The organism is Methanothermobacter sp. K4 (assembly GCF_022014235.1).
Classification (GTDB): domain Archaea; phylum Methanobacteriota; class Methanobacteria; order Methanobacteriales; family Methanothermobacteraceae; genus Methanothermobacter.
The window spans coordinates 656,202-671,249 of the sequence record NZ_JAKLTD010000001.1; the positions used below are offsets into that span (position 1 = coordinate 656,202).

General features: G+C 48.7%; 19 protein-coding genes. 10 read left to right on the forward strand and 9 right to left on the reverse strand.

Features of this window, described 5'->3' with window-relative positions; genetic code table 11:
- The 9 genes from korB to L5462_RS03595 all read right to left on the reverse strand — a co-directional run bounded on the left by korB (position 1) and on the right by L5462_RS03595 (position 7,180).
- Positions 1-858 (reverse strand): 2-oxoglutarate synthase subunit KorB, encoded by an 858-nt coding sequence (gene korB / locus L5462_RS03555; RefSeq protein WP_237779414.1) that lies wholly within the window; start codon positions 856-858, stop codon positions 1-3.
- A gap of 68 nt (positions 859-926) precedes the next feature.
- A complete protein-coding gene (locus L5462_RS03560) occupies positions 927-2,054 on the reverse strand; it encodes a 2-oxoacid:acceptor oxidoreductase subunit alpha (protein ID WP_237779415.1) in 1,128 nt (375 codons plus the stop codon).
- Positions 2,047-2,250 (reverse strand): ferredoxin family protein, encoded by a 204-nt coding sequence (locus L5462_RS03565; RefSeq protein ID WP_147671569.1) that lies wholly within the window; start codon positions 2,248-2,250, stop codon positions 2,047-2,049. Before L5462_RS03565 ends, L5462_RS03560 begins: the two co-directional genes overlap by 8 nt.
- 103 nt (positions 2,251-2,353) lie before the next feature.
- The gene (locus L5462_RS03570) at positions 2,354-2,719 is read right to left on the reverse strand and encodes a dihydroneopterin aldolase family protein (protein ID WP_237779416.1); all 366 of its coding nucleotides are present in this window, start codon (positions 2,717-2,719) and stop codon (positions 2,354-2,356) included.
- A 22-nt stretch (positions 2,720-2,741) separates the two neighbouring features.
- A complete protein-coding gene (locus tag L5462_RS03575) occupies positions 2,742-3,464 on the reverse strand; it encodes a class E sortase (protein WP_237779417.1) in 723 nt (240 codons plus the stop codon).
- A 32-nt stretch (positions 3,465-3,496) separates the two neighbouring features.
- On the reverse strand, positions 3,497-4,423 hold the full coding sequence (locus L5462_RS03580; protein WP_237779418.1) for a hypothetical protein: 927 nt from the start codon (positions 4,421-4,423) through the stop codon (positions 3,497-3,499).
- A gap of 53 nt (positions 4,424-4,476) precedes the next feature.
- The gene (locus L5462_RS03585; protein ID WP_237779419.1) at positions 4,477-5,787 is read right to left on the reverse strand and encodes a DUF515 domain-containing protein; all 1,311 of its coding nucleotides are present in this window, start codon (positions 5,785-5,787) and stop codon (positions 4,477-4,479) included.
- Positions 5,780-6,463 (reverse strand): archaetidylserine synthase, encoded by a 684-nt coding sequence (locus L5462_RS03590; RefSeq protein WP_237779420.1) that lies wholly within the window; start codon positions 6,461-6,463, stop codon positions 5,780-5,782. Before L5462_RS03590 ends, L5462_RS03585 begins: the two co-directional genes overlap by 8 nt.
- A 33-nt stretch (positions 6,464-6,496) precedes the next feature.
- A complete protein-coding gene (locus L5462_RS03595; protein WP_237779421.1) occupies positions 6,497-7,180 on the reverse strand; it encodes an archaetidylserine decarboxylase in 684 nt (227 codons plus the stop codon).
- A 270-nt stretch (positions 7,181-7,450) separates the two neighbouring features.
- On the opposite strand from L5462_RS03595, the gene L5462_RS03600 reads away from it, so the two are divergent.
- The 10 genes from L5462_RS03600 (at position 7,451) to L5462_RS03645 (ending at position 14,978) form a co-directional block, all read left to right on the forward strand.
- The gene (locus L5462_RS03600; RefSeq protein WP_237779422.1) at positions 7,451-8,083 is read left to right on the forward strand and encodes a hypothetical protein; all 633 of its coding nucleotides are present in this window, start codon (positions 7,451-7,453) and stop codon (positions 8,081-8,083) included.
- A gap of 1 nt (position 8,084) precedes the next feature.
- Complete coding sequence (locus L5462_RS03605) at positions 8,085-9,158, forward strand: rod shape-determining protein (RefSeq protein ID WP_237779423.1); 1,074 nt, start codon at positions 8,085-8,087, stop codon at positions 9,156-9,158.
- Positions 9,159-9,179: 21 nt separating this feature from the next.
- Positions 9,180-9,803: a ribonuclease HII gene (gene rnhB / locus L5462_RS03610; protein ID WP_237779424.1), complete on the forward strand. Its 624-nt coding sequence runs from the start codon at positions 9,180-9,182 to the stop codon at positions 9,801-9,803.
- 77 nt (positions 9,804-9,880) lie between these two features.
- Positions 9,881-10,720 carry a MotA/TolQ/ExbB proton channel family protein gene (locus tag L5462_RS03615; protein ID WP_237779425.1) on the forward strand — a complete coding sequence of 280 codons (840 nt, stop codon included), beginning with the start codon at positions 9,881-9,883 and terminating at the stop codon, positions 10,718-10,720.
- Positions 10,721-10,724: 4 nt separating this feature from the next.
- Positions 10,725-11,111: a biopolymer transporter ExbD gene (locus L5462_RS03620; protein WP_237779426.1), complete on the forward strand. Its 387-nt coding sequence runs from the start codon at positions 10,725-10,727 to the stop codon at positions 11,109-11,111.
- A gap of 16 nt (positions 11,112-11,127) precedes the next feature.
- Positions 11,128-11,736, forward strand: a complete 609-nt coding sequence (purO, locus tag L5462_RS03625) for an IMP cyclohydrolase (protein ID WP_237779427.1) — start codon at positions 11,128-11,130, stop codon at positions 11,734-11,736.
- Between the two features lie 14 nt (positions 11,737-11,750).
- Entirely contained in the window at positions 11,751-12,509 is a 759-nt protein-coding gene (locus tag L5462_RS03630; RefSeq protein ID WP_237779428.1) for a coenzyme F420-0:L-glutamate ligase, read from the forward strand.
- A gap of 8 nt (positions 12,510-12,517) precedes the next feature.
- Positions 12,518-13,423, forward strand: coding sequence for a 2-phospho-L-lactate transferase (gene cofD / locus L5462_RS03635; RefSeq protein ID WP_237779429.1), 906 nt, complete (start codon positions 12,518-12,520; stop codon positions 13,421-13,423).
- A complete protein-coding gene (locus L5462_RS03640; protein WP_237779430.1) occupies positions 13,420-14,169 on the forward strand; it encodes a GTP cyclohydrolase III in 750 nt (249 codons plus the stop codon). The genes cofD and L5462_RS03640 overlap by 4 nt, the downstream gene beginning before the upstream one ends.
- 80 nt (positions 14,170-14,249) lie before the next feature.
- Complete coding sequence (locus tag L5462_RS03645) at positions 14,250-14,978, forward strand: MJ0144 family RNA dihydrouridine synthase-like protein (protein ID WP_237779431.1); 729 nt, start codon at positions 14,250-14,252, stop codon at positions 14,976-14,978.
- Positions 14,979-15,048: the final 70 nt, after the last annotated feature.

Here is a 15,048-nt window from a genome sequence, read left to right on the forward strand (position 1 = left end):
TCAATCATCTCTGTAGGCTGATTTGATTATATCAATTTTTCCGGATTTCTCTTCAATCATCTCATAGATTCTGTCACATAGTTCAGGTCGTGGGGCATCAGCAAATTCACCGATGATGAGTTTTCCCTCGACCTCCTCAGGATCCATTCTGAGGGCCCTGCGCCGGTTGATACTGTTCTCCTTCATGAACTTCATCATCTCAACAGGGGAACGCATCCTGTTCTTTCTCCCGAAGTAGGTTGGACACTGTGAAACGGCCTCTATGAACGAGAAACCCCTGTTCTTAAGTCCCTTCTTTATGGAGTTTGCAAGCTGCAGCGGGTGGGCAGCTGTCCACCTTGCAACGTAACTTGCACCTGCGGCCCTGACAAGTTCAGAGAGATCAAAGGGGTCCTCAAGTGCACCGTAGGGGGCTGTGGTACCGAAACTTCCCTCAGGGGAGGTGGGGCTTATCTGTCCACCGGTCATCCCGTATATGCTGTTGTTTATGCAGATCACCGTCAGGTCAATATTTTTTCTTGCCCCGTGTATGAGATGGTTTCCTCCGATGGCTGCGGCGTCACCATCCCCTGTGAATACCACAACATTCAGGGAGGGGTTGGCAAGTTTAAGCCCGGTTGCGAAGGCTATGGGCCGCCCATGGGTTGTATGGAGCGAGTCGCATTTAACATAACCCGGGATCCTTGATGAGCAGCCTATACCTGAAACCATTGCAATGCTGTCAAAGTCAACTCCAGCCATTTCCATGCCCTTAAAGAAGGTGTTGAGCACTATCCCATTACCGCAACCTGCACAGAATATGTGGGGGAGCCTGTCCCTCCTGAGGTACTTGAGGTATGGGTTTTCCTTTACATTCATCTGGACACTCCTTCATTTCATAATTATAATAGTGGGCGTGTTTCTCCTTACGTTCAGGTGAACACCCCTCATTTCATCCCCATAATTTTGTTTAGGATCTCATTGGGGCGATGGATCTCACCACCAATTTTTGGAAGCAGTTCCACCTCGGCCATGCCTGATGCAAGTCTCTGAACCTCATAGAACATCTGCCCCAGGTTCATTTCAACAACCAGAAGCTTCCTTGATGACTCAGCGGCTTCCTGGATTTCAGTCTCAGGAAAAGGCCATGGCGTGTTTATCTTGATGTAACCTGCCTTCACACCCCTGGATCTGGCCATCTTAACTGCGGTTGCAACTGAACGTGAGGGGGCGCCGTATGAGATGACTGTTATGTCTGCATCATCTGTCCAACCCTCCTGGACATCCACTATTTTATCCCTGTTGTTCAGTATCTTGTCACAGAGTCTCTTCACGAGTTTCTCGTGGCCCTCGGGGTTTGAAGCGTCAGGGTACCCCCTCTCATCATGTGTGAGTCCCGTCACAGGTATCCTGTAACCATCCCCAAAGGCTGGCATCTCAGGGATGAGGTCTCCCTCTGGTTTGAATGGTATGAACTCACCTGGGGGACTTGCGGGTGACTTTCTCTTTCTGATCTTCACCTTGTCTGGTATGGTTATCTTCTCCCTCATATGGCCCACTATTTCGTCACTGAGAACCACCACAGGCACCCTGTATTCCTCTGCAAGGTTGAATGCCCTAACAGTGAAATCGAAGCACTCCTGCACAGAGGATGGTGAGAGGGCTATTATTTCATAGTCCCCATGTGAACCCCACCTTGTCTGCATCATATCACTCTGCGATGCCATTGTTGGCTGTCCGGTTGAAGGCGAACCCCTCTGGACATCAACGATCACAAGGGGTGTTTCTGTCATGGCAGCGTATCCAATATGCTCCTGCATAAGGGAAAAACCGGGCCCTGAGGTGGCGGTCATGCCCTTGACACCACTCCACACAGCACCTATAACTGCCCCCAGGGCACCTATCTCATCTTCCATCTGAACAAAGACTCCACCTTCCCTCGGAAGGAGAACTGCAATCTCCTCAGCTATCTCTGTGGATGGTGTAATGGGGTAACCTGCAAAGAACCTGCAGCCGGCACTTATGGCGCCACGGGCGCAGGCATCGTTTCCCTGAATAAAGTACTCCTCAGTCATCGTCATACACCACTATCGCCTGATCAGGACACATCAGCATGCATAGCTTGCATCCCGTACATTTATCCAGATTTTTCGGGATGGGTTCATGCACTCCCTTCCTGTTGAGTTCCTCTGACCTGACATAAACACCTTCAGGGCAGAACTCCCTGCATATGTCACATCCCTTACAGAGATCTGAATCTATCTTTATCATGGTAATCTTCCATCAAGGTTCTTATCATAGCTTTGCTTTCAGAATTTAAATAATTAATCAAGATAGATTTTTGGTTCATCGGTGTGGATCCGAGGTTCCCCTATCAATCCTTCACATACATGAGGGGATACCTCAGTTCATCGAGGTACTCCATGCAGACCGTTATCCTTGATGATCCATATTCCACGATTAACCTCACCCTTAGCATCTCCCCGGTGAGGGAAACATAACCGAATTCTCCAGCAGCCTCCCTTACCATATCCCTGTCTATATGGACCTCAACATCCCTGATTGCCGGCTGAAGCTTTATGGATTCAGCAATTGCACCCTCAAGGCTGTCAACGGTTTCAAGATTAACAGGGGTTCCAACGAACTGGTGGAAGAGGGCACCCATACTTATACCGCCCTCAAATATTGCCCTTTCCCTGTCTGATAGATTTGAAAAGTACTCCTCTCCTGGTTCTCCCATTTTGAACACCTGAAATTTTTCACTACAGTCCAAATATGCTGTTGAATTCAATGAGCTTCTCTGATATGAATTCTGGGGGGATCGGGAAGATGTACCCCAGTATCAGGAAGAGTGTGAGGCTGATCACCGCTGCAAGGAGAAGCCTCCTCTCTTCATAAACAGGATAGAGTCTGGTGATCAGAAGGCCCCCCCCGAGGAATCCAAGTATTATGAGGAGCGCATAGTACCTCTTGGGGTTCTCCACCTTGAGGTTTCTCTGGTAGGGCTTTATGCCTTCAAGTTCACACTCCACTATCAGCCTCTCCCTTGTTGATCCCAGAGGGTGGCATGTGATGAGAAATAACCTCGCCCCCTGATTCACTGAGATCTGGTAAGAAGCTGGCACAACGAATGATCGATTAACCCTGTAACTCGCAAGGCCAACCCCTGGCCAGTTAAGGCGGACCTCGTCCCCTGGCTTCAACTTATCAAGGTTCAGGAATGGTGAACCGTAAAGTGTCCTGTGCCCGAAGAGTATGACGGTTCTGTTACCAGGGGCATAGGACATGGGTTCATGGTAGACCCCATAGAAAACAGATCTGTTGTTGATGGTCTCCTCCAGGTTAATGGATGGTATCTCAATGACAGGCGCCCTGATGTCAGGGTTCTGAACAATTACCTGTGAGGAGTAGAAACTAACCTCAAGAAGGGCGTATAGTGACACTATGAACATGCCTGCAATTATCAGAAAAGTTGCCAGCCTCATGAATGTCCCCATAAAAAATTAAGGTGGGATGATTAACGTATGATCCTTGTGTAGGCAACTGCGGCTGCAGTCACAAGTACACCTATCACCAGCGGGGCGTAGGGGGCACCTGTCTTTGCACCGGGCACAGATGATGAACCGGTTGTCCCCTGAAGGCTGCCTGGAGGGTAATAACCTCCGCCACTGGTTGAACCGTTACCACCGCTTACCTTTGCGGGCCATTCGTAGGTGTATACGAACCTCTGTGAGGTTTCGGGGTCCATTGTGACGTCCCATGCAGCAACCTGTGTGCTCACAAAGAGGTCATCATCCACAAAGGCCTTCGGTGAGCTGTATATAAGTTTTGAGTTTGCCGGGGAAATTGGGGCCCTCACGATACCTGAAACCTTCTCCTCATCGATGTTGATAAGTGTGAACCCGAAGGTCCCCTTCCAGTATCTGAGGTCCAGTGATGGGTTTAGGACCTCTATCTCGTTGGGCATGAACCATGAGGACATGAGTCCAGGCTCATTTATAAGTGGCCAGTAATTGCTGTCGTCTGACTCAACGTTAACGATGTAAGTGGGTATTTCACCCATATCTCCTGTGGCCCTGAGGCCAAAGGACACGGTTTTTGTCTCCCCAGGTTTCACCTTCCAGCCGTAGTCACCCCCGAGTTCAGGCGTCCTTGACTTGACCATTTTAACTGCCGCTGGATTCGTCCACTGGATGAGCCATTTAATTGTACTGTTCTCTGAAAGGCTTCCCTGGTATACCTGCCCTATCTTGAAGTACTGGACATTGTTGTCATTGTTCTTTATCTTCACAGTTATAACGGCGGTCAGGTCCTTCAACCTGAAACTGGTTGCAGATGGTTTTTCAGAAACCCATGTCTCCTTGGCGGCTGACCCTGTATCAGAGACTCCCAGAATGGAAAGCATGAACACAGCAGCTATAACAACATACACCCATTTTTTCATAAACATCCCCACCTAGAATATTAAATAAAAATTTAATAAATTTTTCGGCTAAGTCAGCCGTATATGCTCTGCAGCTCCCTGATCATCCATTCAGGGGCGTTCTGTGTTGGCACAGTCAGAACGATGCTGTTCATGTTCTGTATCAGGAAGAGGACATCCTCCCTTGGGACCTCAAGTATTATGAGGTAGTTGGCGTCAAGCTCCCCCAGATTTGATGACCTCTCATAGTCAGATAACCTTATACCGTAGTTCTGGAGTATCGCATTGATCTCGGCTTCATTCAGACCACCTGATGCAGCTGCCCTGAGGAGCTGCTCCACATCTGTTGATGATGTCCTCTCATTTTCGCTCTGTGAGGTTATGGTGTTGAGTGTTAACCGCTGAGTATTCAGTATGCGCGCGTCCACCGTTCCGCTGTCCTTGGATCTGAGAATTGCAAGTACAGTCGCCCCGCTTATCCTGGGTGTTGATGCCGCAGCTGATGTATTGTTTCCTGTGGCGTTCTGGTTGAGGTAGACGTCAACCATGTTGCCCACACTTATAAGTCCCCCTGCAGCCTGCAACCTTGTGATCATTATTGGCACGGCAACGGTATCAGGGGTCTGGATCTGTGTATTTGCAAGTACGGTTGCATCGGCCTGGCTCACAAATTTCTTTGCATCGGCCACCTTCATTATCACACGTTTCTCCTGGCCGTTATCTGTGTAGTTGACCATGACCCTGCCGACACGGTCCTTCTTTATATTTATCTGCTGGTTCTGATAGGTACGCCACGACTGTGTTGCGGGACCCACAACGTCAACAGCCAGAGCCTCCTCTGGTGTAACAGCAGCATCTATCTGTGCAAGGATGGCCTGCTTCTGGGGATCAGTTGCAAGGGGCCCCTTGAAGAGTGCATCCACCTCAGCGATCTTCGTGGCCTTGGCGTTCTGCAGCACCTCCTGGTATGGCTGGTATACCAGGAAGTAGTAGCCTGCACCAGCGAGGACCATGAGAATAACACCAAACACGAGGGCACCAACGAGGGTTTTCTGATCTTCCTCCGGAATTTTCCGACCTATACCTCCCGATGGACCTCCAGGTCGTTTTGGTGGTGGTGTAAGTCTGGGTTTGGGCTTTTCACCACCCTTGAGAGGTTTTTCAGGGGTTTTCCTGGTCTTTGGCTCTTCAGGGGATTTCAGCCGGGGCCTTGGTTTTGGCATGGGCCTTGGTTTTTTCTTATCTGAGCCCTCGCCACCACTGAATTTACCCACAAGTCCCTTTAGTCTGTCCCCAATTTTTGAGTCATCTTTTCTGTTGTTTTTCCGGAGATCAGGAGGGTTATTCTTTTTCTCCTTGTCATTACCTTTAATCTTATCAAGCATTCAGATCACGTCTCATTGGTGTTATAGGCACTGCAATGTATGCCACAGTGGCCATAAAAAGCATGATAGCTGCGGGACCGGCGGCCATTCCAATTAAACCTGTTACAATTGCTACCAGTATGAGTATGATGGCAGCGGGGGCCATTTTACTCCCCACACGAGGGTATTCGATGCTGCTGACCATGAGGATACTGACAGCAAGCATGATGGCACCCACAACCTTCTCACTGTAGAATCCTGTGAGATAAAATGATGATATAACAACCGCCGCCACGGGTATTGGAAGTCCCATGAAGTTCTTCCCACCCCCTGTGAGAACATTGAACCTTGAGAGTCTCAGTATGCCACATATTACTATTAAGAGACCTACTAATATATTAATATATCGAAAATCGGCACTTGTTAGGTAGATAAGGATGGCTGGGGCAACACCAAATGAGATTACATCTGAAAGGGAGTCCATGTTTTTGCCAAATCCATGAATATCAACTCTACCAGTTCGGCGTGCAACCCACCCATCAAGTGAATCGAAAATTACAGCCACAAGCATCAGAACAGAAGCAGCACTAAAAGCCCCTTGAATGGACATTAAAATGGAAAAATAGCCTGATGAGGCATTTAAAACTGATAAAAGATCAGGTAATGATATGAAGGATGTTATTTTCTTGTCATTCATCAGCGCCACCTGCATGTATAATAACGTGTCCCACTAATTAATTTTTTTGTCTGAGTTCACTTTTATGAACCTTGCGACCACGGTCTCTCCGGCAACAGGCCTTGAACCCGTCTTCACAAGCACCTCACAGTTTTCTGGCAGTATAAGATCCACCCTTGAGCCGAACCTTATCATACCTATGCGGCTCCCCCGTTCAACGTGGTCTCCCTCATTGACGTACTGGACGATCCTCCTTGCAATGAACCCCGCTATCTGCACCACACCAACATTACCATGCTCTGTTTCTATCACAATCAGGTTCCTTTCATTTTCGGTGAGAACACTTGAACGCGCAATCCTGAATTTGCCGTCAATGTGCTCTGTGTACACCACCCTTCCTGAAACAGGGGCCCTGTTAACATGAACATCAAAGGGTGACATGAAGGTGCTTATGAGAATACCCCCATCACCAGCAGGGGATATCCTGTCAATGAGGGGATAATCGGATCCAACCATCTTTATGCGGTCTATTCCACCAGACAAGCGTCTTCCATCAGCTGGGGCGACGATGAGGTTATCTTCAGAGGGTATATTCCTTTCAGGGTCCCTGAAAAACTGCATCATGAAGGCTATGAGGCTGAACATGAGTATGCTGACCGCGTGGTAACCCAGGAGAAATGGGATGGTGGCCACGCTTATGAGGAAACTGGCCCTTTTTGCAACGCCCTTCACAAACACACAATTCACCTAGTCTAATGTTTTAGAGGCACGTGAAAACCCTCTTGCAGATTAACACCCTGTTTCCACTCATCTGCAACGGTAATGAACCTCACTGGGGCTGCAGTCTTTCAGGAAATCAGCACCTCACTGGATGTTGAATAATATTAGTGAAACATATATATAGTCATGTGCTGAAGATTAAATGTAATCTGTGATTGATATGCATGTGTTTTCCTCTGGAGCAGGGGAACTTTCTTTTAAGTTCCTTTTAGAGTAGATGTGATGGTGATGATAGAGAGTAAAATAAAGGTTCTCAGAAAGGCAGCACAGGTTTCAACAGCCCAGAGTTCAGACAGGCTGTGGTGTGTGATTGCAGGTAACGAGGAAATGGTCAACTCTGTGGCATACGAGGCAATCACATCCAGGGATCTTGTAAAGATACTCTTCAGGGAACATGTTACCATCAGGGATTCATTTTTAAGAAAACGCTTTGATTTAATAATGCTTTATGGCGAAAACAACAAGATAAGAGATCTTTCACTTATCTGCAAGGAAAAGGGAGGGGCCTATATAAAGATAGCCCCATATTACGTTGAGAACGAACCCAACCTTGTGCTTCTGGTGGCCCCTGAGAACTATATGAAAAGGTTTGCAGGGGAGGCTGAAAAGAATAAAATAGGTTTTTCCTTCATCCTTGAGGACAGAACGAGCGGGTTTATAGAGACAGACGTCTACCTTACAGAGAGGCTCCCGGGATTTATAAGAAATATAATCGACCCCCTCTTCAAGGTTACAGACGTTGTCCTTGTGACACTGCTGATATCTGTTCATGAATCAGGGGATGTTGAGAGGATAAATGAGATAGCATCCCGCAACAACATATTTGCAGTTGACTTTAGAGACATATTTGAGGAGGAATAGCATGTTTTCATTTGGAAAGAAGAAATCTAAGGAGAAACAGGAAAGGAAGAGTGCAATCACCAATACACTCGGAATAGACCTGGGTACCCTCAACACTGTGGTTGCCAAACCAGCAGGGGATAAATTTGATATCTACAAGATTCCCTCTGTGGTGGCCGTCAAGAAGGAGGACCCATCATATGTCCTGGCAGTGGGTGAAGAGGCAAAGATGATGCTCGGGAGAACTCCTGAGGACATAATTGCTGTGAGACCGCTCAGGAAGGGTGTTATTGAGAGCGTTGCACAGGCAGAGGCACTCCTTGTATATGCAATGGAGATGGGGGCCGGGGATTCTGAGTCCATTGACAGGATAGTTATAGGGATACCCGGGGATGCATCAGAGGTTGAAAGAAACGCTGTTGAGGAGATAGGAAGAAAGGCCGGGGCAAATTATGTCCTGGTTATAAGTGAGGGTCTTGCAGCCGCCATAGGGGCCGGTTTGCCCATAGCGGAGGCATCAGGGACCATGGTTGTTGACATAGGGGCCGGTTCCAGTGACATTGTCGTGATATCCCTTGGAGGCATAACCGACATTGAGACAATCAGGGTCGGCGGGGATGACATTGACACAAACCTTGTTGAACTTGTGAAGGAGAAGTACAATGTTGAGATAGGTATCCATGAGGCAGAGAAGGCAAAGATAGAGGTTGGGATGGTCAAGTGTGATGAGGATCTTGAAAACCTCAAAACAGTGGTTATAGGTAAATGCATGGAGACCAACAAACCTAAGAAGGTTGAAATTGACTCTGAAATGGTTGCAGAGGCTGCTGAGCCCGTTGTAAAGGGCATAGTGGATTCAATAGCAGCAGTACTTGAAAGGCTATCACCTGAACTCATCTCAGGGGTCTACAACAAGACGGTTGTGGTGGGTGGAACCTCACAGCTCAGGGGCCTCAGGGAGAGGATACTGGACGAGGTTGGCATTCCTGCTGAGATATCAGATGACCCCATGACAGTGGTTGCCAAGGGAGCCGCAATAGTTGCTGCAGAGCCAAGAGCACTTGAACCTGAGGTAAGGCTCAAGGCAATGAAATAATTAATTCTTTTTTCTGATCTGATGAAGGTTCTTGGAATTGATGAGGCGGGGAGAGGCCCTGTAATAGGCCCCCTTGTCGTGGCTGGTGTCATGGTTCCTGAGAGGAAGTTCTCGATACTCCGGAAGATGGGTATAAGGGACTCAAAGAAGCTCACACCTGAGAGGAGAAAATTTCTCGCCCGGAAGATAAGAAGGATCTCAAGGGTGTTCACGGTTAAGATATCTGCATCGGATATTGACAGGATGCGTGAGAAGGGCTTCAACCTCAATGAGATAGAGAAGATTGCAATAAAGAGGATAATAGCCGAGGCACAGCCGGACTCTGTCATAATAGATTCGGTGGATGTTAAACCAGAGAGGCTGGCTGAGGAGATAAGGTTCCACTTCGGAGACATCGAGGTGAAGGCCGAGCACGGTGCAGATGCAAGGTATTACCCCGTTGCAGCGGCCTCAATAATCGCCAAGGTCGAAAGGGACCTTGAAATAGAGAAGATACAGAAGAGGAACAGGAAACTGGGGGAAATCGGGTCCGGTTATCCCAGCGACCCACGCACCAGGTCTTTTCTGGAATCATTCAGCTATGATGAACTCCCGGACTTCGTGAGGAAGTCATGGGCGACGGTCCAGAAGAGGAGGAAAAACTGATTTAATCATTAATACAGCCAGACCACTATTTTTAAATATATCCTCTCCGGTAAATACCCATCAGGTGAGGCAGAAAAATGTTTCTAGAACCAGTCTTCAACTTCTTCGGTACGGTACTTGAAATGTTCCGCAGTGGCGGTGTAATAACATACATAATAGCAATCACAGGCATCTATGGTTTTATCACGTCCATTGAGAAAATACACTACCTCAGGAAGATTTCACGTGTTAGCACACCCCAGATAATAGGTAAGGTCAATGAATCCATGGAAAAGGGCGGAGCACTTGAGGCCCTCAGGGAGATAGGACAGTACCAGAATCCAGTATCAAAGATAATATCAGAGGCCCTCAAGATAGGCTACAGGAACCGTTCAGAGGTTGAGGATGCCATGGAGCGTGTTTTCATTGTTGAGATGAGCAACATGACAAAGGGTCTGGGGACGCTAAGGACAATAATAGAGGTCGCCCCCATGCTGGGCCTCATAGGGACCGTAATAGGGATATGGTACACATTCAGGGCCCTCGGTGTTAACGCCGACCCTGCTGCAATGGCTGAGGGAATCTATGTTGCACTTATAACCACAATACTCGGACTGGCAGTTGCCATAATCCTCATGCCCCTCTACTCATACATAACAGGCAGGATAGACGATGAGATAGACAAGATTGAACTCATAAAGAAGATGACAAACTGGGGATACGCCATTATGAGGATAAGGGTTGATGGAGACCTTGATGATGTGGTCGGGGCCCTCATGGAATCGGATGGTGTTGTCAGCGTTAGGACCGTTGATGACCCTGAGGCAAACCTTGTGGTGGCATTCAAACCCAGCATGCTTGAGAAGAGCATAAACAACATAATACTTGAAAGGTGCGGTAAGAGCGCCGAGATCATTGAGAGTAAGCTGCGGCAGTGATAGAATGGTCCTGGATACAGAGAGGTACAGGAACAAGGTCCATGGGAGGCCAAGGTTCAACATGGTCCCATTCATTGATATACTCTTCACAATACTGATTTTCCTTGTGGTAACAACCACCTTTTCAGGGGGGGCAGGTGAGGCCTCAGGAAAGCCCCAGATAAGTGAAAACACCGGTCCATCAGAGTACTACCTCATACCTGTTGCGGGCCTGAGGCGGGTAACAGTTAATGGCATTGACATGTCCGGCCACATAAAGAACAGTGCGGTGGCAGTCCACACCAGGGTCATAGATGAGGGTGAAATAATAATAAGGCCCAGGGAGGGGGCCATAATCATAACAGCACCACCGGACCTCCCGGTTGATAGGGCGGTTAAAACACCATCATAATTGTGCAGGTGATATGATGTATCTTGGAAGAATACTGGCAGTTGGAAGAAACAGCAGCGGATCCTTCGTTGCGTACAGGGTATCCAGCAGATCCTTCCCAAACAGGACAGCAAGGCTCCTGGATGAGAGGGTGGCGATTGTACCGGTTGAGGGCTGTGAGGGTGACGTATTCAAAAACCCCTACATAGCATACAACTGCATAAGGATAGTTGATGGGACCGCGGTTGTATCCAACGGTTCCCATACCGATACAATTGCAGATAAGATATCCCTCGGGATGAACCTGAAGGACGCCCTGGGCTTCTCGCTCCTTACAATGGACTATGAGAAGGATGAACTCAACACCCCAAGAATCGCGGCGGCAATCAATGACTCGGATGCATTCATAGGCATAGTTACAGAGGATGGGATAAAGGTCAGAAGGGTCCCTGAAGGCGTTTCAATGTACATATCAACCTATGAGCAGACAGAACCAGCAGAAACCACCTTTGAAGCCGGAAATGCAGAGGAGGCAGCAGAGTTCATACTGGAGGGAGGAGATTTTGCTGCATTCACACACCCTGTTACCTCGGCGGCGGCATTCAACGCTGGAGACGGCTGGAAGCTGGCGACAGGAGAAAAATGAATTCCGGTGCTTAAATGGAGATAACCCTGACTGGAGTGGAGGGCCTCCCACTTGTCTCAGAGGGTGATGACATAGCAGCCCTCATGGTGGACGCCCTGGAGTCCTCGGGCATGGAACTCATTGATGGTGACATAGTAGTAATCGCTGAAACACTGGTGTCAAAGGCAGAGGGCAACACCGTTGATCTTCAAAGGATTGAACCATCCAGGGAGGCACTTGAAATAGCATCAAGGACAGGTAAGGACCCCAGGCTCGTTGAGGCAATCCTTGAGGAGTCCAGTGAGATAATAAAGGTCGGTCATGACTTCATAGTATCTGAAACCCGGCACGGGTTTGTATGTGCCAATGCGGGTATTGACGAGTCAAACGTTGAGGATGGACTGGCAACCCCACTGCCTGAGGACCCTGACGGAAGCGCCAGGAGGATACTTGAGGGTCTTCAGGAACTTACAGGGAGGGAAATAGCTGTTATAATCTCCGATACACAGGGAAGGCCCTTCAGGGAGGGGGCTGTTGGTGTTGCAGTTGGAGTCGCTGGCATTTCACCGGTGTGGGACAGGAAGGGTGAACTGGACCTTTATGGAAGGAGCCTCCAGACAACCAGGGTGGCAGTTGCAGATGAGCTGGCAGCAGCAGCCTCCCTTGTGATGGGACAGGCAGATGAGGGCGTACCCGCCGTCATAATAAGGGGTTACCCGTGGGGGCACCTACGCGCCACTGGCAGCGCAATGGAACTCTTAAGGCCCCGGGAACTTGACGTCTTCAGGGATTAGGTGGTTCAATGATAACAGTCCTCTCTGGGGGTACAGGCACACCAAAACTCCTGCAGGGCATCGTGAGGGTCTTGGACCCCTCTGAGGTTACGGTGATCGTTAACACCGCTGAGAACGATTATTTCTCTGGAGTCTACGTCGCACCAGACATCGACACAGTTATCTACACCCTTGCAGGGATAATAAACGAGGAGACCTGGTACGGGGTCCGGGACGACACATTCATAACCCATGAGAGGCTCAATGAACTTGGATGCCCTGAGCTCCTGAGGATAGGCGACCTTGACCGGGCATTCAAGATACAGAAAACCCTCCTTTTAAGGGACATGCCACTCCACAGGGCGGTGGAACACCAGCGCAGGGCCCTTGGTGTGGAATCAAGGGTTATCCCAATGAGCAACCAGGAATCCGATATCAGGATACTTACAGATGAGGGTGAGATGGGATTCCATGAGTTCCTTGTTGAGAGGAGGTCAGAGCCTGAGGTCCTGGATGTTCGATTCAGCAGGGTTAAACCGGCACCTGGTGTTCTGGAGGCGATTGAATCCGCCGAAAGGGTCATAGTGGGACCATCCAATCCCATCACATCCATAGGACCCATCCTCAAAACAGAGGGTGTGAGGGATGCCCTCAGGGATGCAGAGGTATATGCGGTATCCCCATTTCTCGGCAGTAGACCATTCAGTGGACCAGCAGGGAAATTCATGGAAGCTAAAGGTTATGATGCCTCAAGTCTCGGCCTTGCAGAGATGTACAGTGATTTTCTTGACATGCTGGTGATTGATGGGGCCGACTCAAACCTCAAGACGGAAATAGAAAAACTAATAAAAGAGGTAACGATAACAAACACCATCATGGAAAACACAGGGGATAAAATAATGTTGGCCAGAATACTTTTGGGTGAAATATTATGATACAGATGACCTTAATTCAGATAGACAATTATGGGCCATGGACAGTCACACCAGCCCCCCGTAATGAGGCTGATCTTCAGATACTCCAGGCAGAACTTTACGCTGACCTCCAGCGCCAGTTTGCTGCCTGCCAGGGACTTGTTTTCTTCACAAGATTCGATAATATGCTCGCCATAACCAATGGTATAGGAGTGGAGGACCACAGAAGGATACAGAGGTCCATAGGTAACCGTTACCCCATAACCGTGAGCATGGGTGTAGGGGCCGCCGAGACCCCCTATGATGCCCAGAGAAACGCTTCAAGGGCTCTTCAGAGCCATGGGGGAGCCCAGTCAGAGGATAGGAAGGAGGTCCTTGCAATAGATGGTCTTGTTGATGAAGGTCATGTGCAGATTGCACATATTGATATAAATGGCATCACAGAGACCATGACCGACATTGTGCCGGCCTATGACACATCATTCATTGTGAACAGGGTCCAGCACTTTCTGATGAAGAAACTCATAAAGGAGGGTGCCCTTCTATTCTTCATAGGTGGGGATAACTTCATGTCCCCCTGCAACGGCCTTGAACCACAGGGTCTGCTTCGCATACTAAATGAGATAGATGACGAGATAAACGTTGCACTCAAGGCAGGTATCGGGAAGGCACCAACCGCTGAGAAGGCCGCTAATCTGGCAGACCTCGCCCTTGAGGAGATAAGGGGCGGGTTCACCTATGACCTGGTCCATGTAATGAAGGAATAGCTGGATGAGTTCTGGATTATCAAGTGGATCTTCTGAACCCAAAAAACTAGGTTGCTGATAGCATAATTTTCCTGGCCCCAATGGCAGGTATAACCGATGCAGAATTCTGCCTGAGACTTATCCCCTATGGTTTCGATGCTGTCACACTGGGCGGTTACAATGCAGATGAGGATACATCCAGGGCTGGAAGGCTAATAGCCCAGAGGGGCAGACCAGAATTTGATTTTGACTCTTCTGAACTTAAATCCATAGTGGAATCTGAGGCATCACTGATAAAGGACAGTTTTGAGGTGCTGGTCTCTGTGAACCTCAGGGCCCTTGACCCTGAACCCATCCTGGAGATATCATCCATTGGGGAAGTGGATATTGTTGAGATAAATGCACACTGCAGACAGCCAGAGATAACCTCCCTGGGCGCCGGACAGGCGATGCTCCATGACCCCGAGTTCCTTGAGGACTTCACATCTGAGGTCGTGAAGGGTGCCCGAACAGAGGTCTCTGTCAAGATACGGGGAAACGTACCAGGGGTTGATACGGTGGACATTGCTGGAATGCTTGATGACCTTGGGGTAGGCTACATTCACCTTGACGCCATGAAGCCAGGTGAGGACGGGGCCGACTTTGAACTCGTGGGTGAAGTTTCACAGAGCTTAAGAAATGCGGTCCTCATAGGTAACAATTCGGTGAGAGACCCTGAATCTGCCTCTGCAATGCTTGCCGCAGGTGCAGATGCGGTATCAATTGCAAGGGCTGCAATGCCGGGCAGAATAAACTTCAATCTCAGGGAAATCAGATTTAATCTGGACTAAAAATTTAGAAAATTTTAATAGTCCCTTTATCAAAAGAATAATACAGATTCATCTTTCACCGGTAACGTTA